Origin of the sequence: Burkholderia sp. B21-005 (assembly GCF_020843965.1) — a bacterium.
GTDB classification, from domain to species: Bacteria; Pseudomonadota; Gammaproteobacteria; order Burkholderiales; family Burkholderiaceae; genus Burkholderia; species Burkholderia ambifaria.
The window spans coordinates 479,610-497,566 of the sequence record NZ_CP086303.1; the positions used below are offsets into that span (position 1 = coordinate 479,610).

Genomic DNA, 17,957 nt, shown 5'->3' on the forward strand with positions numbered 1-17,957 from the left:
GCGATCGGCGACGGGGCGCGTTTGCCGCACCGTGCCGCGTTCAGCGTTCAGCGTCCGGCTTCCGCGCCCGTCCCCGTCCCCGTCCCCGTCCCCGTGCCCGTCGCCGTCCCCGTGCCGCCGTGCGCATCGCCGCTCGCTCGGGGCAGGCTGATCGCGAGATGCAGCGCGGCCGGATCGACCGGCTTCACGAAATGCTGCAGGAACCCGGTGGCGAGACAGCGTTCGCGATCCGCGTTGCGGCCATAACCGGTCAGCGCGAGGAAGATGCACGTCGTGACTTCGTTGATCGCCTTCAGCCGTCGCAGCAGCTCGTAGCCGTCCATCACCGGCAGCCCGATATCGAGGATCGCGACGTCGGGACGGTACGCGCGGTAGGCGGCCAGCGCGGTCACCGGGTCGTGCACGACGGCGACTTCGTGGCCGGCGTCGCGCAGCCACTGCGCGAGCGTCGACGCGGCATCCTCGTTGTCGTCGACCAGCATCACGCGCCGGCCGGTGGTGCCCGGCGCCATCTCGCGGATGCCCGGCGGCGGCTGCGGCGCGACCACCGCCACGGCTTTCGGCCGGTATTCGGGCAGCGCGATCGTAAACGTGCTGCCGCAGCCGGGGCCGGCGCTGTCCGCGCGCACCGTGCCGCCATGCAGGTTCACGAGGCTGCGCACGAGCGCGAGGCCGATGCCCAGCCCGCCGTGCGCCTGCTTGGTTTCGCCGTCGAGCCGGTAGAACGGCTCGAAGATGCTGTCGAGGCGGTCGGGCGGAATGCCGGCGCCGTTGTCGCAGACCTCGATGATCGCGGCACCGTCCGCGCCGTGCGTGGCGCGCACGGTGATGTCGCCGCCCGGCATCGTGTATTTCGCCGCGTTGGTCAGCAGGTTCGCGACCACCTGCGACAGCCGTACCGGGTCGCCGTGGCAGCGCGCGTCGGGATCGGCGTCGACATGCAGGCGGTGACGGCGCTGCTCGAGCAGCGGGCTGGCGACCTCGACCGCGCGGTCGACGATGTCCGCGAGCCGCAAGGCTTCCTTCTTCAGCGTGATCTTGCCGCGCGTGATGCGCGACACGTCGAGCAGGTCGTCGATCAGCCGGACCATGTGATCGAGCTGCCGCTGGATGATCGCGATCTCGTTCGGCGTCGCCTGGCCGTCGCGGTTGCGGATCAGCTCGAGCGCGAGCGAGATCGGCGTCAGCGGATTGCGCAGCTCGTGGCCGAGCACCGCGAGAAACTGGTCCTTCGCCTGGTTCGCGTCGCGCAGTTCGCCCAGCAGCCGATCGCGCTCGGCGTTCGCGGCGACGAGCTTCTCGCGGGCGGCGACGTGCTCGGTCACCTCGACCGCGCTGACGATCACGCCGAGCCCGTCCGCGAGCGGCTGCGGATTGAAATGCAGCCGGTACACGCGGGCGCCGCCGTCCGGTTCGGGGCGATCGTGGTGCTCGCCGATCGTCGTCGAGCAGCCTTGCTCGCGGGCGGTTTCAAGCGCCTGCACGATCGCGGGGGTATCGCCGCCGGGCAGCACCGACGTCAGCGGCTGGTCGACGATGTCGGTCCGGCCGCACAGCTCGGAGAAGCGGTGATTCGCGAGCACGATCCGGTGCGCCGGGCCCGACAGCAGTGCGATCGGCAACGGCGCATGCATCAGGACGCCGTTGCGTTGCTGTTCGGCGTCCTCGCGGCGGCGGATCTCGTCGCTCAGCGCGCGCGAGCGTTGCTGGGACAGCGCCAGCGTCAGGTGCAGCTCGTTTTCGTCGTTGCGCAGCGACGCGGCGGGCAGGATGCGGCGGTGCAGCGAGCACACGTGGCGAAACATCTCCGACTGCTCGGCGCTCGGAAACGCGTCATGCGAATAGCCGCAATAAAGCGAGAAGCGGTACCGCGCGATCAGTTCGTCCCATAGCGCTTCCAGTCGGAGAGCCCCGACGTACCGGTCCTGCGCGCACAGCAGCGAGACCATTTCTCCGAACGCATGCACGGGCCGGCCGGCGCGGATCGCGGCTTCGACGATCGTGCCGATCGAGCGGCGAAAGCGCGCCGGGTCGGGCAGGTCGCCGTCCATGAAGCTGTCGAGCAGCGCCTGCGCGCTCGACATGAAGAGCCGGTCGCGAGCCGCGTCGCCGATTGCCGTGCCGAGCGCATCCAGGTGTTCGTGCACCGCGGCGAGCCGGTCGGCCCGCGCGATCACGATCGCGCTGCCGCCGTCGCGCAGCGCGTCGGCCGCGAACGACGCGACCTCCGACACGAGCTGCTCGTCGGATTCGTAGAACTGGACGAAATGATCGGCCCGCATCAGGGCCGATTCCAGCAGGGGAGAGTCAGGTGTCATAGCTCACGACCAGGCGATGCCGGTTGCGGCCGGCGTCCCACCGCCGTCGCCGTTGCCATATTCGGGCGGATGTGAGCAAGCTGCGTGCCGCGTATCCAACACAGGCCCGGCGGCCTTGCGGCACGGGCCAGGGTTGCCCGCAGATGGTGCCGGACGATGCCGCTTTTGTAAATTCTGCAGAAACGACGCGTGCAAGATTGCATCGGCGCAACCGCGGTCGGACCGAGGTACGCGATCCGGCCGGCGGCCCCGCCGCCCCGCCGCTCGAGCACCGATCCTTATCGCCGCAGCAGATAAACGTATCGGAATCGCTTCGTTGACGCCATCCGGCACGCGCTCGTAGATTCGCATTTTTACCGAATCAGGGGCTGTATCGTGACGATTCCCGCCATCCGCACCGCATCGACGTCCGCCGGCCATCGGGCCGCCTTGCCGCCGGACGCCGGCACGCAGCGATTCGACATCGTCCCGTTCGATGCGCCGCTCGGCGCCGAAGTCGTCGGCATCGACCTGTCGCAACCGCTCGGCGCCGCCGATTTCGCGCGCGTCCATCGCGCGCATCTCGACCATCACGTGCTGGTGTTTCGCGACCAGCGCATCACGCCGGACGAACATGTCGCGTTCAGTCGCCGCTTCGGCCCGCTGCAGATCCATGTGCTGCACCAGTTTGCGCTGGCCGGGCATCCGGAAGTGCTGATCGTGTCGAACATCGTCGAAAACGGCAGGCCGATCGGGCTCGGCGACGCCGGCCATTTCTGGCACTCCGACCTGTCGTACAAGGAAAAACCGAGCCTCGGCTCGCTGCTGCATGCGCAGGAGTTGCCGGCCGAGGGCGGCGACACGCTGTTCGCAAACATGCATCTCGCGTGGGATACGCTGCCGGCGCACCTGCGTCGCGCGGTCGAAGGACGGCGTGCCGAGCATACGTATCTGGCGCGCTATGCCGAGTTGCAGGCGCGCAGCCCGTGGCGGCCGAACCTGTCGGCCGAGCAGATCGCGCAAGTCGAGGCGGTGGTGCATCCGGTCGTGCGCACACATCCGGAAACGGGCCGCAAGGCGTTGTTCGTCAGCGAGCATTTCACGACGCGCATCGTCGATCTGCCCGAAGACGAAAGCCGCGCGCTGCTCGACGAACTGTTCGCGCATAGCGTGCGTGCCGAGCATCTGTACCGGCACCACTGGCGCGCGCACGACCTCGTGTTCTGGGACAACCGCTCGCTGATGCATCTCGCGGCCGGCACGCCCGACCATCTGCGCCGCAAGCTGTACCGCACGACGATCGAAGGCGACGCACCGTTCTGAGCGTCGCGCGTCGTCGTCCCGCTGTCCCCATCCTGACTGGAGTTCCGATGTCGTTTCTGCTTTCGCCGGCACTGCGCCGCACGACCCTGTCCGCGCGCCGCGCGCTGGCCGCCACGCTCATCGCCGCGCTGGCATGCGCCGCCGCCGGCACGCCGCAAGCCGCGCACGCGGAAGGCCAAATCCGCATCGCCGAGCAGTTCGGCGTGGTCTACCTGATGCTGAACGTCGCGCGCGACCAGCAACTGATCGAGAAGGAAGGGCGCAAGGCCGGCATCGACATCAAGGTCGACTGGGTGCGGCTGTCGGGCGGGGCGGCCGTCAACGACGCGCTGCTGTCGGGCGCGGTCGATATCGCCGGCGCGGGCGTCGGGCCGCTCCTGACCGTGTGGGATCGCACGCGCGGCCGGCAGAACGTGAAGGGCGTCGCGTCGCTCGGCAATTTTCCGTATTACCTCGTCAGCAGCAACCCGAACGTGAAGACGATCGCCGACCTGGGCGCGAAGGACCGCATCGCGGTGCCGGCCGTCGGCGTGTCGGTGCAGTCGCGCGTGCTGCAGTATGCGGCCGCGAAGCAGTGGGGCGACAAGCAGTTCGACAAGCTCGATTCGCTGACCCAGGCGATCCCGCATCCCGATGCGACGGCCGCGATCCTCGCGAACAGCAACGTGATCACCGGCCACTTCGGCAATCCGCCGTTCCAGGAGCAGGAACTCGCGGGCAATCCGAACGCGCACATCGTGCTGAATTCCTACGACGTGCTCGGCGGCCCGAGTTCCGCGACGGTGCTGTACGCGACCGGCAAATTCCGCGACGACAACCCGAAGACGTACCACGCCTTCGTCGCCGCGCTCGCCGACGCGGCCCGCCAGATCGCCGCCGATCCCGAGCGCGCGGCCGACACCTATATCCGCGTGAACGGGTCGAAGATCGATCGCGGATTGCTGCTGAAGATCCTGCGCAATCCGCAGGTGCAGTTCAAGACGGCCCCGCAGAACACGCTGAAGCTCGCGCAGTTCATGTATCGCACCGGTGCGATCCGCAACGAGCCGAAGTCGTGGCGCGACTACTTCTTCGACGATCCGGCGACGGCCGGCGGCAGTTGAGCGATGGCGTTGCGACGTCGCGATCGACGCTTATGCGTCGACGCGGTTTCGATATGCGCAATCGTTGGTTGGGTCGCGCGCCGCGCCGCCGTATGTTGATGCTTTCCCGCCAAGAGTTTCGATCGTGAACGCCACTTCCCCCCGAATCGGCTTGCCGCCGTATGCGGCGCGCGGCGCGGCCGCGCCGGCCGCCCATCCCGCCACCGACGCACGCGCCGCAAGCCGGTCCGCGCCGCAGGCCGCACCGGCACGCGCGCACAGCGAGCGCCTGCTGGCGATCGATCGCGTGAGCCTCGAATACCGGAGCGGTGCGCGGATCGTCCGCGCGACCCATCAGGTCAGCTTCGACGTATACGGCAGCGACCGTTTCGTGCTGCTGGGCCCGTCGGGGTGCGGCAAGTCCACGTTGCTGAAGGCGATCGCAGGCTTCATCGAACCCGTGTCGGGTTCGATCGCGCTCGATGGCCGGCCCGTGCACGGGCCGGGCCCCGACCGCATCGTCGTGTTCCAGGAGTTCGATCAGTTGCCGCCGTGGAAGACGGTCGTCGAGAACGTCGCGTTTCCGTTGCGCGCGGCCGCGAAGCTGTCGCGCGCCGAAGCACGCGAGCGTGCGCTGCACTATCTCGACAAGGTCGGGCTCGGCGCGTTCGCCGATGCGTATCCGCATACGCTGTCCGGCGGGATGAAGCAGCGCGTGGCGATCGCGCGTGCGCTGGCGATGCAGCCGCGCGTGCTGCTGATGGACGAACCGTTCGCCGCGCTCGACGCGCTCACGCGCCGCAAGATGCAGGAAGAACTGCTGCGCCTGTGGGACGAATTCCGCTTCACGCTGCTGTTCGTCACGCATTCGATCGAGGAGGCGCTCGTCGTCGGCAACCGGATCCTGCTGCTGTCGCCGCATCCGGGCCGCGTGCGCGCGGAGCTCAACAGCCACGACTATTCGATCGACTGCGTCGGCAGCGGCGATTTCCGCGACAGCGTCGCGCGGATTCATCATCTGCTGTTCGATACCGACGTGGCGAAGGGAACGCATTCCGCATCGACCACGGAGGCCACGGCATTATGAGCACGATCGATCCGGCGCTGCCGCCGCTGCCGCCCGTTCGCGCCGAATACGTGCGCACGCTCGACACGCCGCCCGACGCCGAACGTGCGGCACCCGCGCCGCTGGTGCGCCGCATCGTCGGGGCGAGCGCGTTTCGGCGCGTCGTCGTCGCGCTCGTGCTGATCGCCGTGTGGGAAATCATCGCGCGCATCGTCGCGAACGATCTGCTCGTGCCGACCGTCGGCGCGACGCTGGCCGCGTTCGTGCAGGGCATCGCGTCGGGCGAACTGCTCGTGAAGACGGGTATCTCGATGTCGGTGCTGCTGCGCGGCTATGCGCTCGGCGTGGTGTTCGCGTTCGTGCTGACGTCGCTCGCGGTGTCCACGCGCATCGGCCGTGACGTGCTGACGATGCTCACGGCGATGTTCAATCCGCTGCCGTCGATCGCGTTGCTGCCGATCGCGCTGCTGTGGTTCGGGCTCGGCACCGGCAGCCTGCTGTTCGTGCTCGTGCACGCGGTGCTGTGGCCGCTCGCGCTCAGCATGTACACGGGTTTCGCCGGCGTGCCGGCCACGCTGAAGATGGCCGGGCGCAACTACGGCCTCACCGGCCCGCGGCAGATCGCGCTGATCCTGGTGCCTGCCGCGCTGCCGTCGATCCTGTCGGGGCTGCGCGTCGGCTGGGCATTCGCGTGGCGCACGCTGATCGCGGCGGAACTCGTGTTCGGCGCGAGCGCCGGGCAGGGCGGGCTCGGCTGGTACATCTTCCAGAACCGCAACGAGCTGTACACCGACCGCGTGTTCGCGGGCCTCGCGGCCGTCATCGTGATCGGGCTGCTGGTCGAGCACCTCGTGTTCGATACGCTCGAGCGCGTGACGGTGCGCCGCTGGGGCATTCAGCACTGACCGCGTCGATCGGAACGCGTGTGCGCGCGCTGCGCTCGCGCAACGCATTCAGTCGAGCGGGACCGTGAGTCGTTCGATCACGGTGGCCGTCTCGGGGCGCACGCCGCGCCACCACGCGAACGCTTCCGCTGCCTGCTCGACCAGCATGCCGACGCCGTCCGCGACGCGGCGCACGCCGGCATTGCGTGCGAGCCGGAGAAAGGGCGTCAGCCGCTTGCCGTAAGCAAGCTCGTACGCAGCCCCGGTCGGACTGAACACGCCCGGCGGGACGGGCGGCAGATCGCCGGCGAGGCTCGCCGACGTGGCGTTCACCACCAGATCGAAACGTCCCATCGTGACGAGATCGGCATAACCGCACGCCGCTAGCGGCCCGCGTCCGGCGACCTGCCCGGCCAGTGCGCGCGCCTTGTCGACGTCGCGATTCGCGATCACCATCTCGGCCGGCCCGGCCGCGAGGAAGGGCAGCAGGGCGCCGCGCGCCGCGCCCCCTGCGCCGAGCATCAGCACGCGTTTGCCGGCCATCGGCAGGCCGAGATTGATCTCGATATCGCGCACGAGCCCGATCCCGTCGAAGTTGTCGGCCAGGATGCGTCCGCCTTCGAACTTGAGCGCATTGGCCGCGCCGGCGAGCGAGGCGCGCTCGCTGCGTTCGTCCGACATCGCGAACGCCTGGAGCTTGAACGGGGCGGTGATGTTGATGCCTTTGCCGCCGCTCGCGGCGAATGCCCGCACCACATCGACGAACGCGCCTTCCGGCTCGAGCGGCCCTTCGATGGCCGAGTAGTGCATGTCCTGCCGCGACGCTTGCGCGAAGATGCCGTGGATCAGCGGAGATTTCGTGTGTCCGATCGGGTTGCCGATCACCGCGTACTGGTCAGTCATCGTTGGCTCGCTTTTGAATAGAGAACACCATCGGCCTGCATTGCCTCGATTTCCGCAGGCTCGAACCCGAGCGAACGGGCGACGTCGGCGTTGTGCTGCCCGAGATCGGGCGCGACGTCGCGAATCGTCGTATCGCAATCCGAGAACCGGAACGGCAGATTCGGCAGGCGCAGCGTGCCGTAGCGCGGGTGCTCCTGCTCGACGACCATGCCGCGGGCCTGGATCTGCGGATCCGCCAGTACCTCGTCGATGCGTTGTACCTTCGCGCACGGCACGTCGATGCGATCGAGCAGGTCGAGCACCGACGCGACGGACTGGGCGGCCACCCACGGCTCGACGACCGACAGGATCTCGACGCGGTGCGCGTTGCGTCCGACACTGTCGTGAAATCGCGTGTCGGCGCCGAAGCCGGCCGGTCCGCCATGCGCTTCGATCAGCGCGGCGAAGCGCTTCCATGCGTCGTCGACCTGCGCGGCGATCACGAGATCGCCGTCCGCCGCGCGAAACACGCCGTAGAGCGTCGAAGTCGGCATGTCGTGCCCGGTCTGCTCGGGCAGCACGCCTTGCAGCGTGTAGCACTGGACCGCGTATTCGTGCATGGATACCAGCGTGTCGTACAGCGCCATGTCGATGTGCTGCCCGCGGCCGCTCTTCACGCGACCCAACAGCGCGGCGTTGATGGCCGCGACCGCGTGAATGCCGGTGTACATGTCGCCGAGCGATATCCGCAGCAGCGGCGGCCGCTCGCCCGGTGTGCCGACCATCTGCATGATGCCGCTCTTCGCCTCGGCGATCAGCCCGAAGCCCGCGCGATGCGCATCGGGACCGGTATGTCCGTATGCCGAGATCGAGCAATAGACGAGCGCCGGATTGCGGGCCGACAACTCCGCGTAACCGAGCCCCAGCTTGTCCAGCGCGCCTGGCCGGTAGTTTTCGATGAACACGTCCGCCGAGTCGCACAGCCGCTGCATGAATGCCTTGCCGCGCGCGTCCTTCATGTTCACGCTGACACCGCGCTTGCCCATGTTGAGCTGCAGGAAATAGCCGCTTTGCTGGTCGTCGAGTACCGTCGCATGCTGGCGGCCGGCGTCGCCGGTGCCGGGGCGTTCGACCTTGATCACTTCGGCGCCGAGCGCCGCGAGGCAGCGTCCGACATAGGGGCCGGCCAGGAAATGGCTGTAGTCGACGACGCGAATACCTTCGAGAGGGCGGGCCTGCATCAGAACGCTCCCGGCCGGCGCGGCACCATCAGCCGATGCTCGCCGCGCTGGACGACCTGGCCGTCCTGGTTGATCAACTCCGACGGCAGCACGACGATGCCCCAGCCCGGGCGGCTCTTGCTCGCCCGCATCGAGCCGACGCGGAACGTCACGTGCAGCACGTCGTTCACCTTGATCGGCAGCAGGAAGTCCCAGGTCCAGCCGAGCGACATGCCCGGCAGGAAACGGTAGTCGCTCTGCGTCTTGAGGCCGTCGGCGATCGACAGCCCGAACAGGCCGTGCGCGACGAGGCAGCCGAAGTGGCTCGCGTTCGCGTACGCCTCGTCGACGTGCACCGGCGTGTGGTCGCCGGTGAGGTCGGCGTAAGCGAGGATGCGCGCTTGGGTGACCGTGTAGCTCGGACTCGTGCACGCGTCGCCCTCGCGGGCATCGTCCCAGTATTTTTCGACGATCGTCATGGTCATGCCTCCGTCCGAGGGTTGATCGCCAGCGCCTGCGCGACACAGGAGGCGGGCATTGCCTGGATGAGCTCGACGACCAGGCCGTCCGGCAAGCGCAGCCAGTTCCGCCCCTGCGGCATGTCGGTCACGCCGTACGCTTGCGCCGCGGCCAGCGCGGCTTCCAGGTCCTCGCACATCACGCCCAGATGACCGAGCCGGCCCTCCGGGCCGTCCCAGCCCGGCGCATGGATGAACTGCAGGCCGCCGAGCGTCCAGTACTGCCGCGGCGCGTCGACGGTGCCGTCCACCTCGCGCATCGTCATGCCGAGCACGTCCTCGAAGAAGCGGATGTGCCAATGGATGTCCTTCACCCAGATGGCGACGTGTTCCAGATAAGCTTTCGTGGCGCTCATGCGACCACCTCCTTCGCTTGGCGATCGGTCATCGCGCGCTCGATTCCCTTGATGCACGCAACCAGCGTCGTGTTGACCGGAGTCGGCACGCCGTATCGCTGTCCCCAGCGCACGACCGATCCGTTGATGAAGTCGATTTCGGTCATCGCCCCTCTCTCCAGGCTCTGCAGCATCGATGTCTTGAACGTGGCGGACAGGCCCTCCGCGGCCAGCGTCCAAGCCTGCTCGGGGTCCGTCATCGACAGCCTGACGCCGGCCGCTTGCGCGACCCCGATCGCCTCGGCGACGGCCGCGAGCGACGTGGCCTTCAGCAGCGGCTCGCCGTAGAGCTGCCCGTAGGTCAGGCCGGTGATGCCGGTGAGCGCGCCCGTGGCGACGTTGACGAGCAGCTTGTCCCACATCGTGCCGACGATGTTGTCGCTGACGGTCGTTGCGAGGCCCGCGGCGTTGAATGCGTCGGCGATCGCCTGGAGGCGGGGTGTGATGCGGCCGTCGAGTTCGCCGATGAAGGTGAGCTTGCCTGCGACGCCCGATTCGATGTGCGCGTCGCCGCGCCGCACGCCGCCGACGTAGGTTTTGCCCGCGAGCACGCGCTCGCGGCCGACGACGTCGGCGAGGATGTCCTCGTGCCCGAGGCCGTTCTGCAGCGACAGCACGAGCGTATCGGGCCCGATCAGCCCCTGCGCGCCGCGCATGGCCGCGTCGGTGTGGAATGACTTGACCAGCACGATCACCAGATCCGCTACGCCGACGTCGTCCGCCTGCGTCGTCGCACGGACGCGGACGCGCCGGGATCCGCTCGTATCGTCGACCTGGAGGCCGTCGCGGCACATCGCGCCGACGTGCGACGGCGAGCGGGCGATCAGCCAGGTCTCGTGGCCGCCTTCGGTCAGGGCGGCGCCAATCGCGCAGCCCAGCGCGCCGGCGCCCAGCATTGCAATCTTCATGGGTTTCTCCGATGTCATGCAGGGTTGACGTATCGCTGCACGATAGAAGTTGCCCGTCATGCTGACAATGCAATGACTACAATGACGTTATTGCGATGGACAATAATGCGATGATTCCGACCGATCTTCCCGATCTGAAGCTGCTGCAGCTTTTCGATCTGCTGTACGACGCGCGCAGCGTCACCCGTGTGGCCGAGCAACTCGGACAAAGCCAGCCGACCGTCAGCATCTGGCTCGGGCGCTTGCGGGAACACCTTCACGATCCGCTGTTCATTCGAACGCCCGGCGGCATGGCGCCGACGCCGCAGGCCGACGCGCTCATCGGCCCGTGCCGGGAAATCCTCGAATCGTTGCGGCGCTTCGCGGCCTGGGAGATCGCGTTCGACCCGGCGACTGCCCAGCGCCGGTTTCGCATCTGCATGACCGATGCGAGCCATGTCACGCTGCTGCCGCGGCTTCTCGCACACGTTCGCGCGCAGGCGCCGGGCGTCCGGCTGGAGGCGGCGAGGATCGACGGCAATACGGAACGGGCGCTCGAGTCGGGCGAAGCCGATCTCGCGATCGGCTATGTGCCGTGGCTCGGCGGTGGCATCTACCAGCAGAAACTATACGACCAGGACTGGGTGTGCCTGGCCAATCGCCATCACCCGAGGATTCGCGGTCGCCTCGGCGTGAAACAGTATCGGTCGGAGGGCCATGTGGCCATTACGGCTGGAACGGGCGCGCAGCTTCTCGATCAGGCGCTGATGCGGGAGCGTATCGAACGTCAGGTCGTGCTGGGGCTGCCGGGGTTTCTGGGTTTGGGCGCGATCATCCAGAGCACGGACCTGATCACGACGCTGCCGCGCCATATCGGCGAGACGCTGGCTCAGGCCAATGACCTGACGGTGCATGCCTGTCCGATCGAGGTCGAGGGCTTCGCGGTCCGACAGCACTGGCACTCGCGATATCACCACGAAGCAGGCAATCGCTGGCTGCGCGGCGTCGTGGTTCAGTTGTTCGCGAACGCGCGTTGAGGGGGGGACGCGCCCCGGTTGCCGTCGGTCGTGGCGCGGATGACGCGCTCGACGCGCCCCGCGTGACGGGATCCGGCGCGAGGGTCTGCTTCCCGTCACGCGCATTCGGCGATTCGCCGGCATCACCCTCAGATCAGTCAGGACGCTATCGCGGCGGATTCCTGCTCGCCACCGGTTGCGACCTCGTCCAGATCGACGCATTGCTCGTAAGCGGGCACCTCGCACGGCCACTGCAGGCGCTCCGTAATACGCCGCCGCAACGCATCTGCGGCAGCCGGTTCGCCATGCGTGATGAAGGTGCGGACGGGGGCGCACTGCATCGTGCCGAGCCACGTGAGGATCTCTTCATAGTCGGCATGGGCCGAGAGCGCCGTGATCGACTCGACCTGCGCACGCACACGGACGTACTCGCCGTGAATCTTCAGCGTTGGCTCGTGCGCGGCCAACGCCGCGCCGCGCGTGCCGGCGGCCTGGTAGCCGACCAGCGCGATCGTATTGCGCGCATCGGGCGCATAGCGGCTCAGGTGATGCAGCACGCGTCCTCCTGTCGCCATCCCGCTGCCAGCAATGATGACCATCGGGCCATGGTGTTCGGCGATCGCCTTCGACTGGTCGATCGAGCGGACCATCGTCGCCGCGTGGCCCAGCGTATTCGCCTCGGAAACGGTCAGGCGATGTTCGAGGATATGGTGGCGATAGATCTCCGTCACGTCCGTCGCCATCGGGCTGTCGAGGAAGACCGGGACGCGCGCCATGCGCCCGGACGCCTTCAGCCGCGCGATGTAGTGCAGGATTTCCTGCGCGCGGCCGACGGTGAAGCAGGGCATCACGACAACGCCACCGCGTGCGAAGGTCTTGTCGAACATGGCGGCCAGCTCGTTCTCGGGATCCGACGCGGGGTGCAGCCGGTCGCCGTACGTCGATTCGACGACGACGTAGTCCGCATGGGCGGGCGGCCGCGGCGGCTGCATGATCGGATCGTGATACCGGCCGAGGTCGCCGGAGAAGGCGAGCACCTTGTGATCCCAGTGCATCACGACGCTCGCCGCGCCAAGGATGTGCCCGGCCGGCAGCAGACGGAACGCCAGGTCGCCGCCCAGCGCGGTGCATTCGTCGTACGCAACGGGCTTGAGCAGGCGCAGCGCGCGCTGCGCGTCGTCCAGCGTGTAAAGCGGCTGCGCCGGATGATGCTTCGAATAACCGTGCCGGTTCGCGAAGTCGGCTTCCTCTTCCTGCAGCCGCGCGCTGTCGCGCAGCATGACCTCGCAGAGTTCGGCCGTGGCCGCCGTGCAGTACACCGGGCCGCGATAACCTTCGCGCACCAGCACCGGAAGATAGCCGGAGTGATCGAGATGCGCGTGGGTGAGCACGGCCGCGTCCAGCGTGTCGGGCGCGACCGGCAGGGGCCGCCAGTTGCGCAGCCGCAGGTTCTTCGTACCCTGGAACAGGCCGCAATCGACCAGCACGCGCCGGCTGCCGTGCTCGATCAGGTACTTCGACCCGGTCACGGTTTCGGTCGCGCCGAGAAAAGTCAGTTTCATGGATCGCCTCATCGGAGTCGACGGGACAGTAATTCGATTACAGCCCGAACGTGCGAGAAACGGTTGACCGAAATCAGGAATTGGGGGATTTGCCGCTGGCGCCGTTGCGCTCGGCGGCCTGACCGGCGGCTTGGGCTGGCACGGTGGGGAGGGCAGATGCGGATTCATCTCAGCGCCCTTCGCAGGCTCGATGACCGCCTTGTTGAACGCCAGCATCAGGGCCTGTGCTAGTTCGAAGGCTGCAAAGAACAAGCGCGGCATCAACGAAGAGACGTTCATGCGACAGAACCCCGGAAAGTCTTCGTCGAGCTGTCCGTCTATTACGTCCTCCTTTTAAATTCCCATCCGTGCACCCATGCCCAGGCGGACCGCGAACCCGTTGCCATCAGCCTTTCCCTGCGTTTCTGAAAGGAAATCATTGGTTATCGGTAACTACGATAATTTCTATCGCAGATACGTCTCTACTCGCAAAACCGGCCCTCGACTACCGTAGCCGTCACGTTACTACCGAGGCCATTCATGTCCAAACTCAATATCAAACGACTGGGTCCATGCCTGCTCGCCATTGCGATCGACGCGATGGGGTTCGGGCTCGTGTACCCGATCATGGCGGCGATCTTCTCCGACCCCCAATCCGGCATCATCGTGGCCGATACGAGTCCGCAACTCCGCAATTTCTACCTGGGGCTCGGGTACGGCGTCTATCCGTTCTGCATGTTCTTCGGCTCCTCGCTGATGGGTGAGCTGTCCGACGGCTACGGCCGGCGGAAGATCATGCTGCTGTGCGTGTTCGGCCTGGCGCTCAGCTACTTCCTGATGGCGGTCGGCGCGCTGCTGCCGAGTATCGTGCTGTTGCTGATCGGACGCGGCCTGAGCGGCCTGATGGCCGGTTGCCAGGGGATCGCGCAGGCCGCGATCACGGACATGAGCACGCCGGAAACCAAGGCGTACAACATGAGCATCATGTCGATCGCGTTCAGCGCGGGCGTCATCGTCGGCCCCGTGCTCGGCGGCGTCACGTCGGATCGCACGATCGCACCGTTCTTCAACTACGGCACGCCGTTACTGCTGGTCGCCGCGCTGTCGGTCGTCTGCGGGCTCTGGACGTTCTGGTCATATCGCAACGCGGTCGCGCCGACCGGCAACACGCGTGTGGACCTGCTGATGCCGCTGCGGATCATCTACCAGGCCGGCACGCACCGCCGCATCGCGTTCCTGTCGATCGTGTTCTTCCTGATGCAGGTCGGCTACGGGCTGTATCTGCAGACGATCATGCTGGTGCTGCAGGCGAAATTCCATTACACCAGCTCGCAGCTCGGTCTGTTCAGCGGCCTGATCGGCATGTCCTTCGTGTTTGGGCTGATGGTGATCGTGCGGCTGATGCTGAAAATCTGGAGCGTGGTCGACATCGCGAAGACGGGCCTGCTGATCGCGGGCATCGGACAAGTGCTGTCGGCGCTGTTTCCGCACGAAAACACGCTCTGGGTGCTTGGCATGGTGGTCGGCTGCTTCGACATGGTTGCATACACCACCATGTACACCGCGTATTCGGACGCGGTGACCGAGGATCGCCAGGGCTGGGCGCTCGGCGTCGCCGGCTCCGTGATGGCGATCGCCTGGGTCGTGACGGGCTTCCTCACGAACCTGTTGCCCGTGCTCGGCGAGCTCGGCCTGCTGATGGTCGGCGGCCTGAGTTTCGTCCTCAGCTTCGTGATGATGCTGGCGTATGGCCGAAAGTGGTCCGTGCCGATCGTGTCCGTCGGCTCGCGCGCCTACGACTGATGTGTCTTCTCCCGGGGCGCGCATCGGTGTCGCGATGCGGCCCGGGCGCGACCTTCGCAGGCTTGGACGGCCTGTCCGGGTCATCGGCGCCGCGCTGCTTGCTGGCGCTGTGCGCTACATGTCGAGCGCGCCGTCCGCAGCCCGCGCCATCACCTTTGGCAGATACTCCTCGATGATCTTCATGACGACCTGTGTCTTCGAAGGGACGGGCCGCGTGACCGGCAGCAGCGCATGCAGGTCGAATCCCGGTACCGTGTAATCCGGGAGCAGCCTGACGAGCCGGCCGGATTCCAGGGCGTCGATGCAGACGGGTTCCTGAAGGACGCCGATACCCGCGCCGTTCAGCAGTAGCTCGTAGACCGGCCGCCAGTGGCTGGTGCTGATGACGACGTTGATCGGCGTCGGCCGCACCGATTTCGACGGGCTCATCAGGCGGAGCTGGCCGTCGTTGAAGCGCCCCGTGACGCGAATGAATGGGTGCCCGACGATGTCGGTCGGTTCCTCTGGCAGCCCATGCTTTTCGATATAAAGCGGCGACGCGACCAGGACGCGTCGTACGTAACCCAATCGACGCGCGACGAAATTGCCATCGCTGATCTGGCCGAGCCGCAATGAAATATCGACGCCCTCGGTGACGGGGTCGGTGATTTCGTCATTCAGGACGAGATCGATATGGAGCTGCGGATTATGTTCGCGGATTACCGCGAGGATTTCCGGCAGCACGACTTCGCCGAACCCATGCGGGGCGGCAATGCGAATGCGCCCACGCACGATGTTGTTGCCGAGCGTGACGACGGCCCGCGCCTCGTCGGCCGCGTCGAGCACGATCTTGCTTCGTTGATAGAACAGAATGCCTTCGTCGGTGCACGACACCGCACGCGTGTTCCGGAGCAGCAATTTGACGCCGAGAAACCGTTCGAGCCGATCGACGCGGTCGCTAACGGTAGGTTGGCCCAGGCCGAGATCTTTCGCGGCCCTCGATAAATTGCCACGCTCGACAACCCGCACGAATATCCGCATGGCCGCCAGCAAATCCATAGTCCCCTCGATAATCGGAAGAATTTGGTTATTCTGGAAGACGATAAAACAGGTTCGCCCGTTGTTTTCCGGCCGGTGGTGTTGAGATGTCGCAACCAGCGGACGCGTGAACACTATCGTCGAAAGGAATGCCACCCATCGCCGCCGCCGCGACCCGCGTCACCAGGATCGGTCATTGACGATTACCTCAGCGCGGCACGTGGATGCGCTGCTTGATATGCTTGAGATTGGCCACGATAGTGAAGGTCATGATGACCAACATGGACCATGAACTCCATTTTCCCACGTGCACGGCCGACCATGCTCCGATCTGGTTCGGATAGCGCCATACGCCCGCAAAGGTGCTGATGTTTTCGGCCAGCCAGATAAAACCGCCAATGAGCACGAAGGCCAGCAGTAACGGCATCTGGTAGTTTCGATCCAGTGGACGAAACACCACCGTGGTCCGAGCATACAGGCCCAGAGCGCAGGCTGCCAGATACCAGCGGTAGTCGCCAATATAGTGGTGGGTAAAAAAATTGACATAGATAAGCGCTGCGATCAGCGCCGCCATCCAGTGCGGGGGATGATGACGTATGTGCAGATCGAATAGCCGCCAGGCCTGGATGATGTAGCTGCCCACGGCGGCATACATAAAGCCGGAGAACAAGGGCACGCCCCATAGTTTTGTGTAGGCAGGGTCGGGATAAGCCCAGGACTGGATGCTGCCCGAGGTTTTGAACACCTCCAGCGCAAAACCCACGCAATGAAACAGCGAGATGACCTTGAGTTCGTCCAGCGTCTCCAGGTGCGTGCAAACCATGGCCACCTGAATAAGCAGTGCAGCGATTAGTAGTACATCATAACGCGGCACGCCCCAGAGCCCGGCGAGCGGCGTGGCGAACACCGCCAGGAAGAACAAACCGGCGAACAGACAACTACGCGCTTCCTTCAGGCCGAAGAAGAAAAACTCCCGAACAAAGCGCCTGAATCCATCCAGCCTGCCGGGTAACGGCGGCGCCATGAGCCAGTCATCCAAGGCGTTCAGACGAGGGCGGGATGCGCGCGGCGGGCATTGAATCGAGTTGGAACGGGGCATAGATGGGGGAAAGGCACTGAAGACAGGTTGAGTGTGAGCTGTTCATCGATGCCCACAAAGTACCTAGCATTAAATTCGCTCTGGATAACGAGGTAGCCAGTATGATAGTCGCTCCACGCTTTCCAATCCGGCTATCCCGGCCTCGTGCCCGCTAACGCCTCAGAAACTACCCACCGTTGAGGCGCTTTCCTGGTACAAGAACTCCGCTTTCCAAGCTTCGTGTCTATCGTTGACGTGACCGATCATTCGCGTCCTTCACCGGAGAATATGGTATTCGTCATCGAATGGTCCGATGACGGTAGCGGTGAACCTCGACACCGCTGACGTCATGGATCGGCAAAACTAATTACATTTTACATAATAAGTAAAGTTTTGCCCCCATTTTTCATATTTGGTGCGGCGTCGGCGGGTGAGGGTGTCACAAAATTTGTGACAGCGGCAGATGCGTTTCTAGGGGTTATCGAATAGATCGAGAGTCCAAGGATCACTGTCGCGGCTACTCCGGCCGCGCGGAGGTTTCCCAGGGCGCGCGCCCACACAGAAGCATTTTTGGCGTCCAGTTCCTGTTCGATCTGGGCGAGCGTTTCGAATGGCGGGAGGCCTGCCATTTCGGCGAGCAGCATGACTTGTGCTGCGTCGGGTTTCAGTAGGCCGGCGCGCCACTTCGAGAGGCGGGATTGCTCGATATCCATCTGCTTGGCGACCGATCCAAGCGATCCCTGTTTTCGTTTCGCAGCATCTAACAGTTCACCAATTTTCATATCTTTTCCCTTGACTTTTTTCCTGATCATCTAAATAATGGGCTGAAATTTAGATAACTAGGAAAATTTTTTCATGCCTGTCTTAGCGGCAAGTCTAGCAGCTTCGGCGGAAAGGTAAACCGGCGCCTGTCCGCTGGTGACAGAGAGACGGAACCCCCATGGCTAA

General features: G+C 65.7%; 16 protein-coding genes and 1 pseudogene. 6 read left to right on the forward strand and 11 right to left on the reverse strand.

What is annotated here, in order from left to right:
• Positions 1–47 precede the first annotated feature (47 nt).
• A complete protein-coding gene (locus LMA02_RS32740) occupies positions 48–2,282 on the reverse strand; it encodes an ATP-binding protein (RefSeq protein WP_228910802.1) in 2,235 nt (744 codons plus the stop codon).
• A 411-nt stretch (positions 2,283–2,693) separates the two neighbouring features.
• Here LMA02_RS32740 and LMA02_RS32745 point away from each other — a divergent pair, with 411 nt between their 5' ends.
• The 4 genes from LMA02_RS32745 (at position 2,694) to LMA02_RS32760 (ending at position 6,673) form a co-directional block, all read left to right on the forward strand.
• Positions 2,694–3,620 carry a TauD/TfdA dioxygenase family protein gene (locus tag LMA02_RS32745; protein ID WP_228910803.1) on the forward strand — a complete coding sequence of 309 codons (927 nt, stop codon included), beginning with the start codon at positions 2,694–2,696 and terminating at the stop codon, positions 3,618–3,620.
• Positions 3,621–3,667: 47 nt separating this feature from the next.
• Complete coding sequence (locus LMA02_RS32750) at positions 3,668–4,723, forward strand: ABC transporter substrate-binding protein (RefSeq protein WP_228910804.1); 1,056 nt, start codon at positions 3,668–3,670, stop codon at positions 4,721–4,723.
• A 124-nt stretch (positions 4,724–4,847) separates the two neighbouring features.
• Positions 4,848–5,789, forward strand: a complete 942-nt coding sequence (locus LMA02_RS32755) for an ABC transporter ATP-binding protein (RefSeq protein ID WP_416378699.1) — start codon at positions 4,848–4,850, stop codon at positions 5,787–5,789.
• Entirely contained in the window at positions 5,786–6,673 is an 888-nt protein-coding gene (locus LMA02_RS32760; protein ID WP_228910806.1) for an ABC transporter permease, read from the forward strand. The genes LMA02_RS32755 and LMA02_RS32760 overlap by 4 nt, the downstream gene beginning before the upstream one ends.
• Positions 6,674–6,721: 48 nt before the next feature.
• Here the strand turns inward: LMA02_RS32760 and aroE are convergent, their stop codons facing one another.
• The 5 genes from aroE to LMA02_RS32785 are packed head-to-tail and all read right to left on the reverse strand — an operon-like array spanning position 6,722 to position 10,575.
• The gene (gene aroE / locus LMA02_RS32765; protein ID WP_228910807.1) at positions 6,722–7,555 is read right to left on the reverse strand and encodes a shikimate dehydrogenase; all 834 of its coding nucleotides are present in this window, start codon (positions 7,553–7,555) and stop codon (positions 6,722–6,724) included.
• Positions 7,552–8,775 (reverse strand): CaiB/BaiF CoA transferase family protein, encoded by a 1,224-nt coding sequence (locus LMA02_RS32770; RefSeq protein ID WP_166722658.1) that lies wholly within the window; start codon positions 8,773–8,775, stop codon positions 7,552–7,554. Before LMA02_RS32770 ends, aroE begins: the two co-directional genes overlap by 4 nt.
• On the reverse strand, positions 8,775–9,233 hold the full coding sequence (locus LMA02_RS32775) for a MaoC family dehydratase (RefSeq protein ID WP_006752563.1): 459 nt from the start codon (positions 9,231–9,233) through the stop codon (positions 8,775–8,777). Before LMA02_RS32775 ends, LMA02_RS32770 begins: the two co-directional genes overlap by 1 nt.
• Before the next feature lie 2 nt (positions 9,234–9,235).
• Positions 9,236–9,628 carry a VOC family protein gene (locus LMA02_RS32780; RefSeq protein WP_175698792.1) on the reverse strand — a complete coding sequence of 131 codons (393 nt, stop codon included), beginning with the start codon at positions 9,626–9,628 and terminating at the stop codon, positions 9,236–9,238.
• Positions 9,625–10,575 carry a ketopantoate reductase family protein gene (locus LMA02_RS32785; RefSeq protein WP_228910808.1) on the reverse strand — a complete coding sequence of 317 codons (951 nt, stop codon included), beginning with the start codon at positions 10,573–10,575 and terminating at the stop codon, positions 9,625–9,627. The genes LMA02_RS32780 and LMA02_RS32785 overlap by 4 nt, the downstream gene beginning before the upstream one ends.
• A gap of 95 nt (positions 10,576–10,670) precedes the next feature.
• Between LMA02_RS32785 and LMA02_RS32790 the strand changes: the two genes are divergently transcribed.
• Positions 10,671–11,591, forward strand: a complete 921-nt coding sequence (locus LMA02_RS32790; protein WP_034177017.1) for a LysR family transcriptional regulator — start codon at positions 10,671–10,673, stop codon at positions 11,589–11,591.
• A 137-nt stretch (positions 11,592–11,728) separates the two neighbouring features.
• Here the strand turns inward: LMA02_RS32790 and LMA02_RS32795 are convergent, their stop codons facing one another.
• Both LMA02_RS32795 and LMA02_RS32800 read right to left on the reverse strand, forming a co-directional pair.
• Positions 11,729–13,132 carry an MBL fold metallo-hydrolase RNA specificity domain-containing protein gene (locus LMA02_RS32795; RefSeq protein WP_228910810.1) on the reverse strand — a complete coding sequence of 468 codons (1,404 nt, stop codon included), beginning with the start codon at positions 13,130–13,132 and terminating at the stop codon, positions 11,729–11,731.
• An 85-nt stretch (positions 13,133–13,217) separates the two neighbouring features.
• Positions 13,218–13,357: pseudogene (locus LMA02_RS32800) on the reverse strand (IS256 family transposase); the annotation flags it as partial.
• A 294-nt stretch (positions 13,358–13,651) separates the two neighbouring features.
• Here LMA02_RS32800 and LMA02_RS32805 point away from each other — a divergent pair.
• Positions 13,652–14,914 (forward strand): MFS transporter, encoded by a 1,263-nt coding sequence (locus LMA02_RS32805; protein ID WP_228910812.1) that lies wholly within the window; start codon positions 13,652–13,654, stop codon positions 14,912–14,914.
• Positions 14,915–15,028: 114 nt separating this feature from the next.
• On the opposite strand, the gene LMA02_RS32810 is transcribed toward LMA02_RS32805, so the two are convergent.
• The 3 genes from LMA02_RS32810 to LMA02_RS32820 all read right to left on the reverse strand — a co-directional run bounded on the left by LMA02_RS32810 (position 15,029) and on the right by LMA02_RS32820 (position 17,791).
• Positions 15,029–15,952 (reverse strand): LysR family transcriptional regulator, encoded by a 924-nt coding sequence (locus LMA02_RS32810; RefSeq protein ID WP_228910814.1) that lies wholly within the window; start codon positions 15,950–15,952, stop codon positions 15,029–15,031.
• 187 nt (positions 15,953–16,139) lie between these two features.
• A complete protein-coding gene (locus LMA02_RS32815) occupies positions 16,140–16,955 on the reverse strand; it encodes a DUF817 domain-containing protein (protein WP_228910903.1) in 816 nt (271 codons plus the stop codon).
• A gap of 428 nt (positions 16,956–17,383) precedes the next feature.
• The gene (locus tag LMA02_RS32820) at positions 17,384–17,791 is read right to left on the reverse strand and encodes a transcriptional regulator (RefSeq protein ID WP_228910816.1); all 408 of its coding nucleotides are present in this window, start codon (positions 17,789–17,791) and stop codon (positions 17,384–17,386) included.
• Positions 17,792–17,957 lie beyond the last annotated feature (166 nt).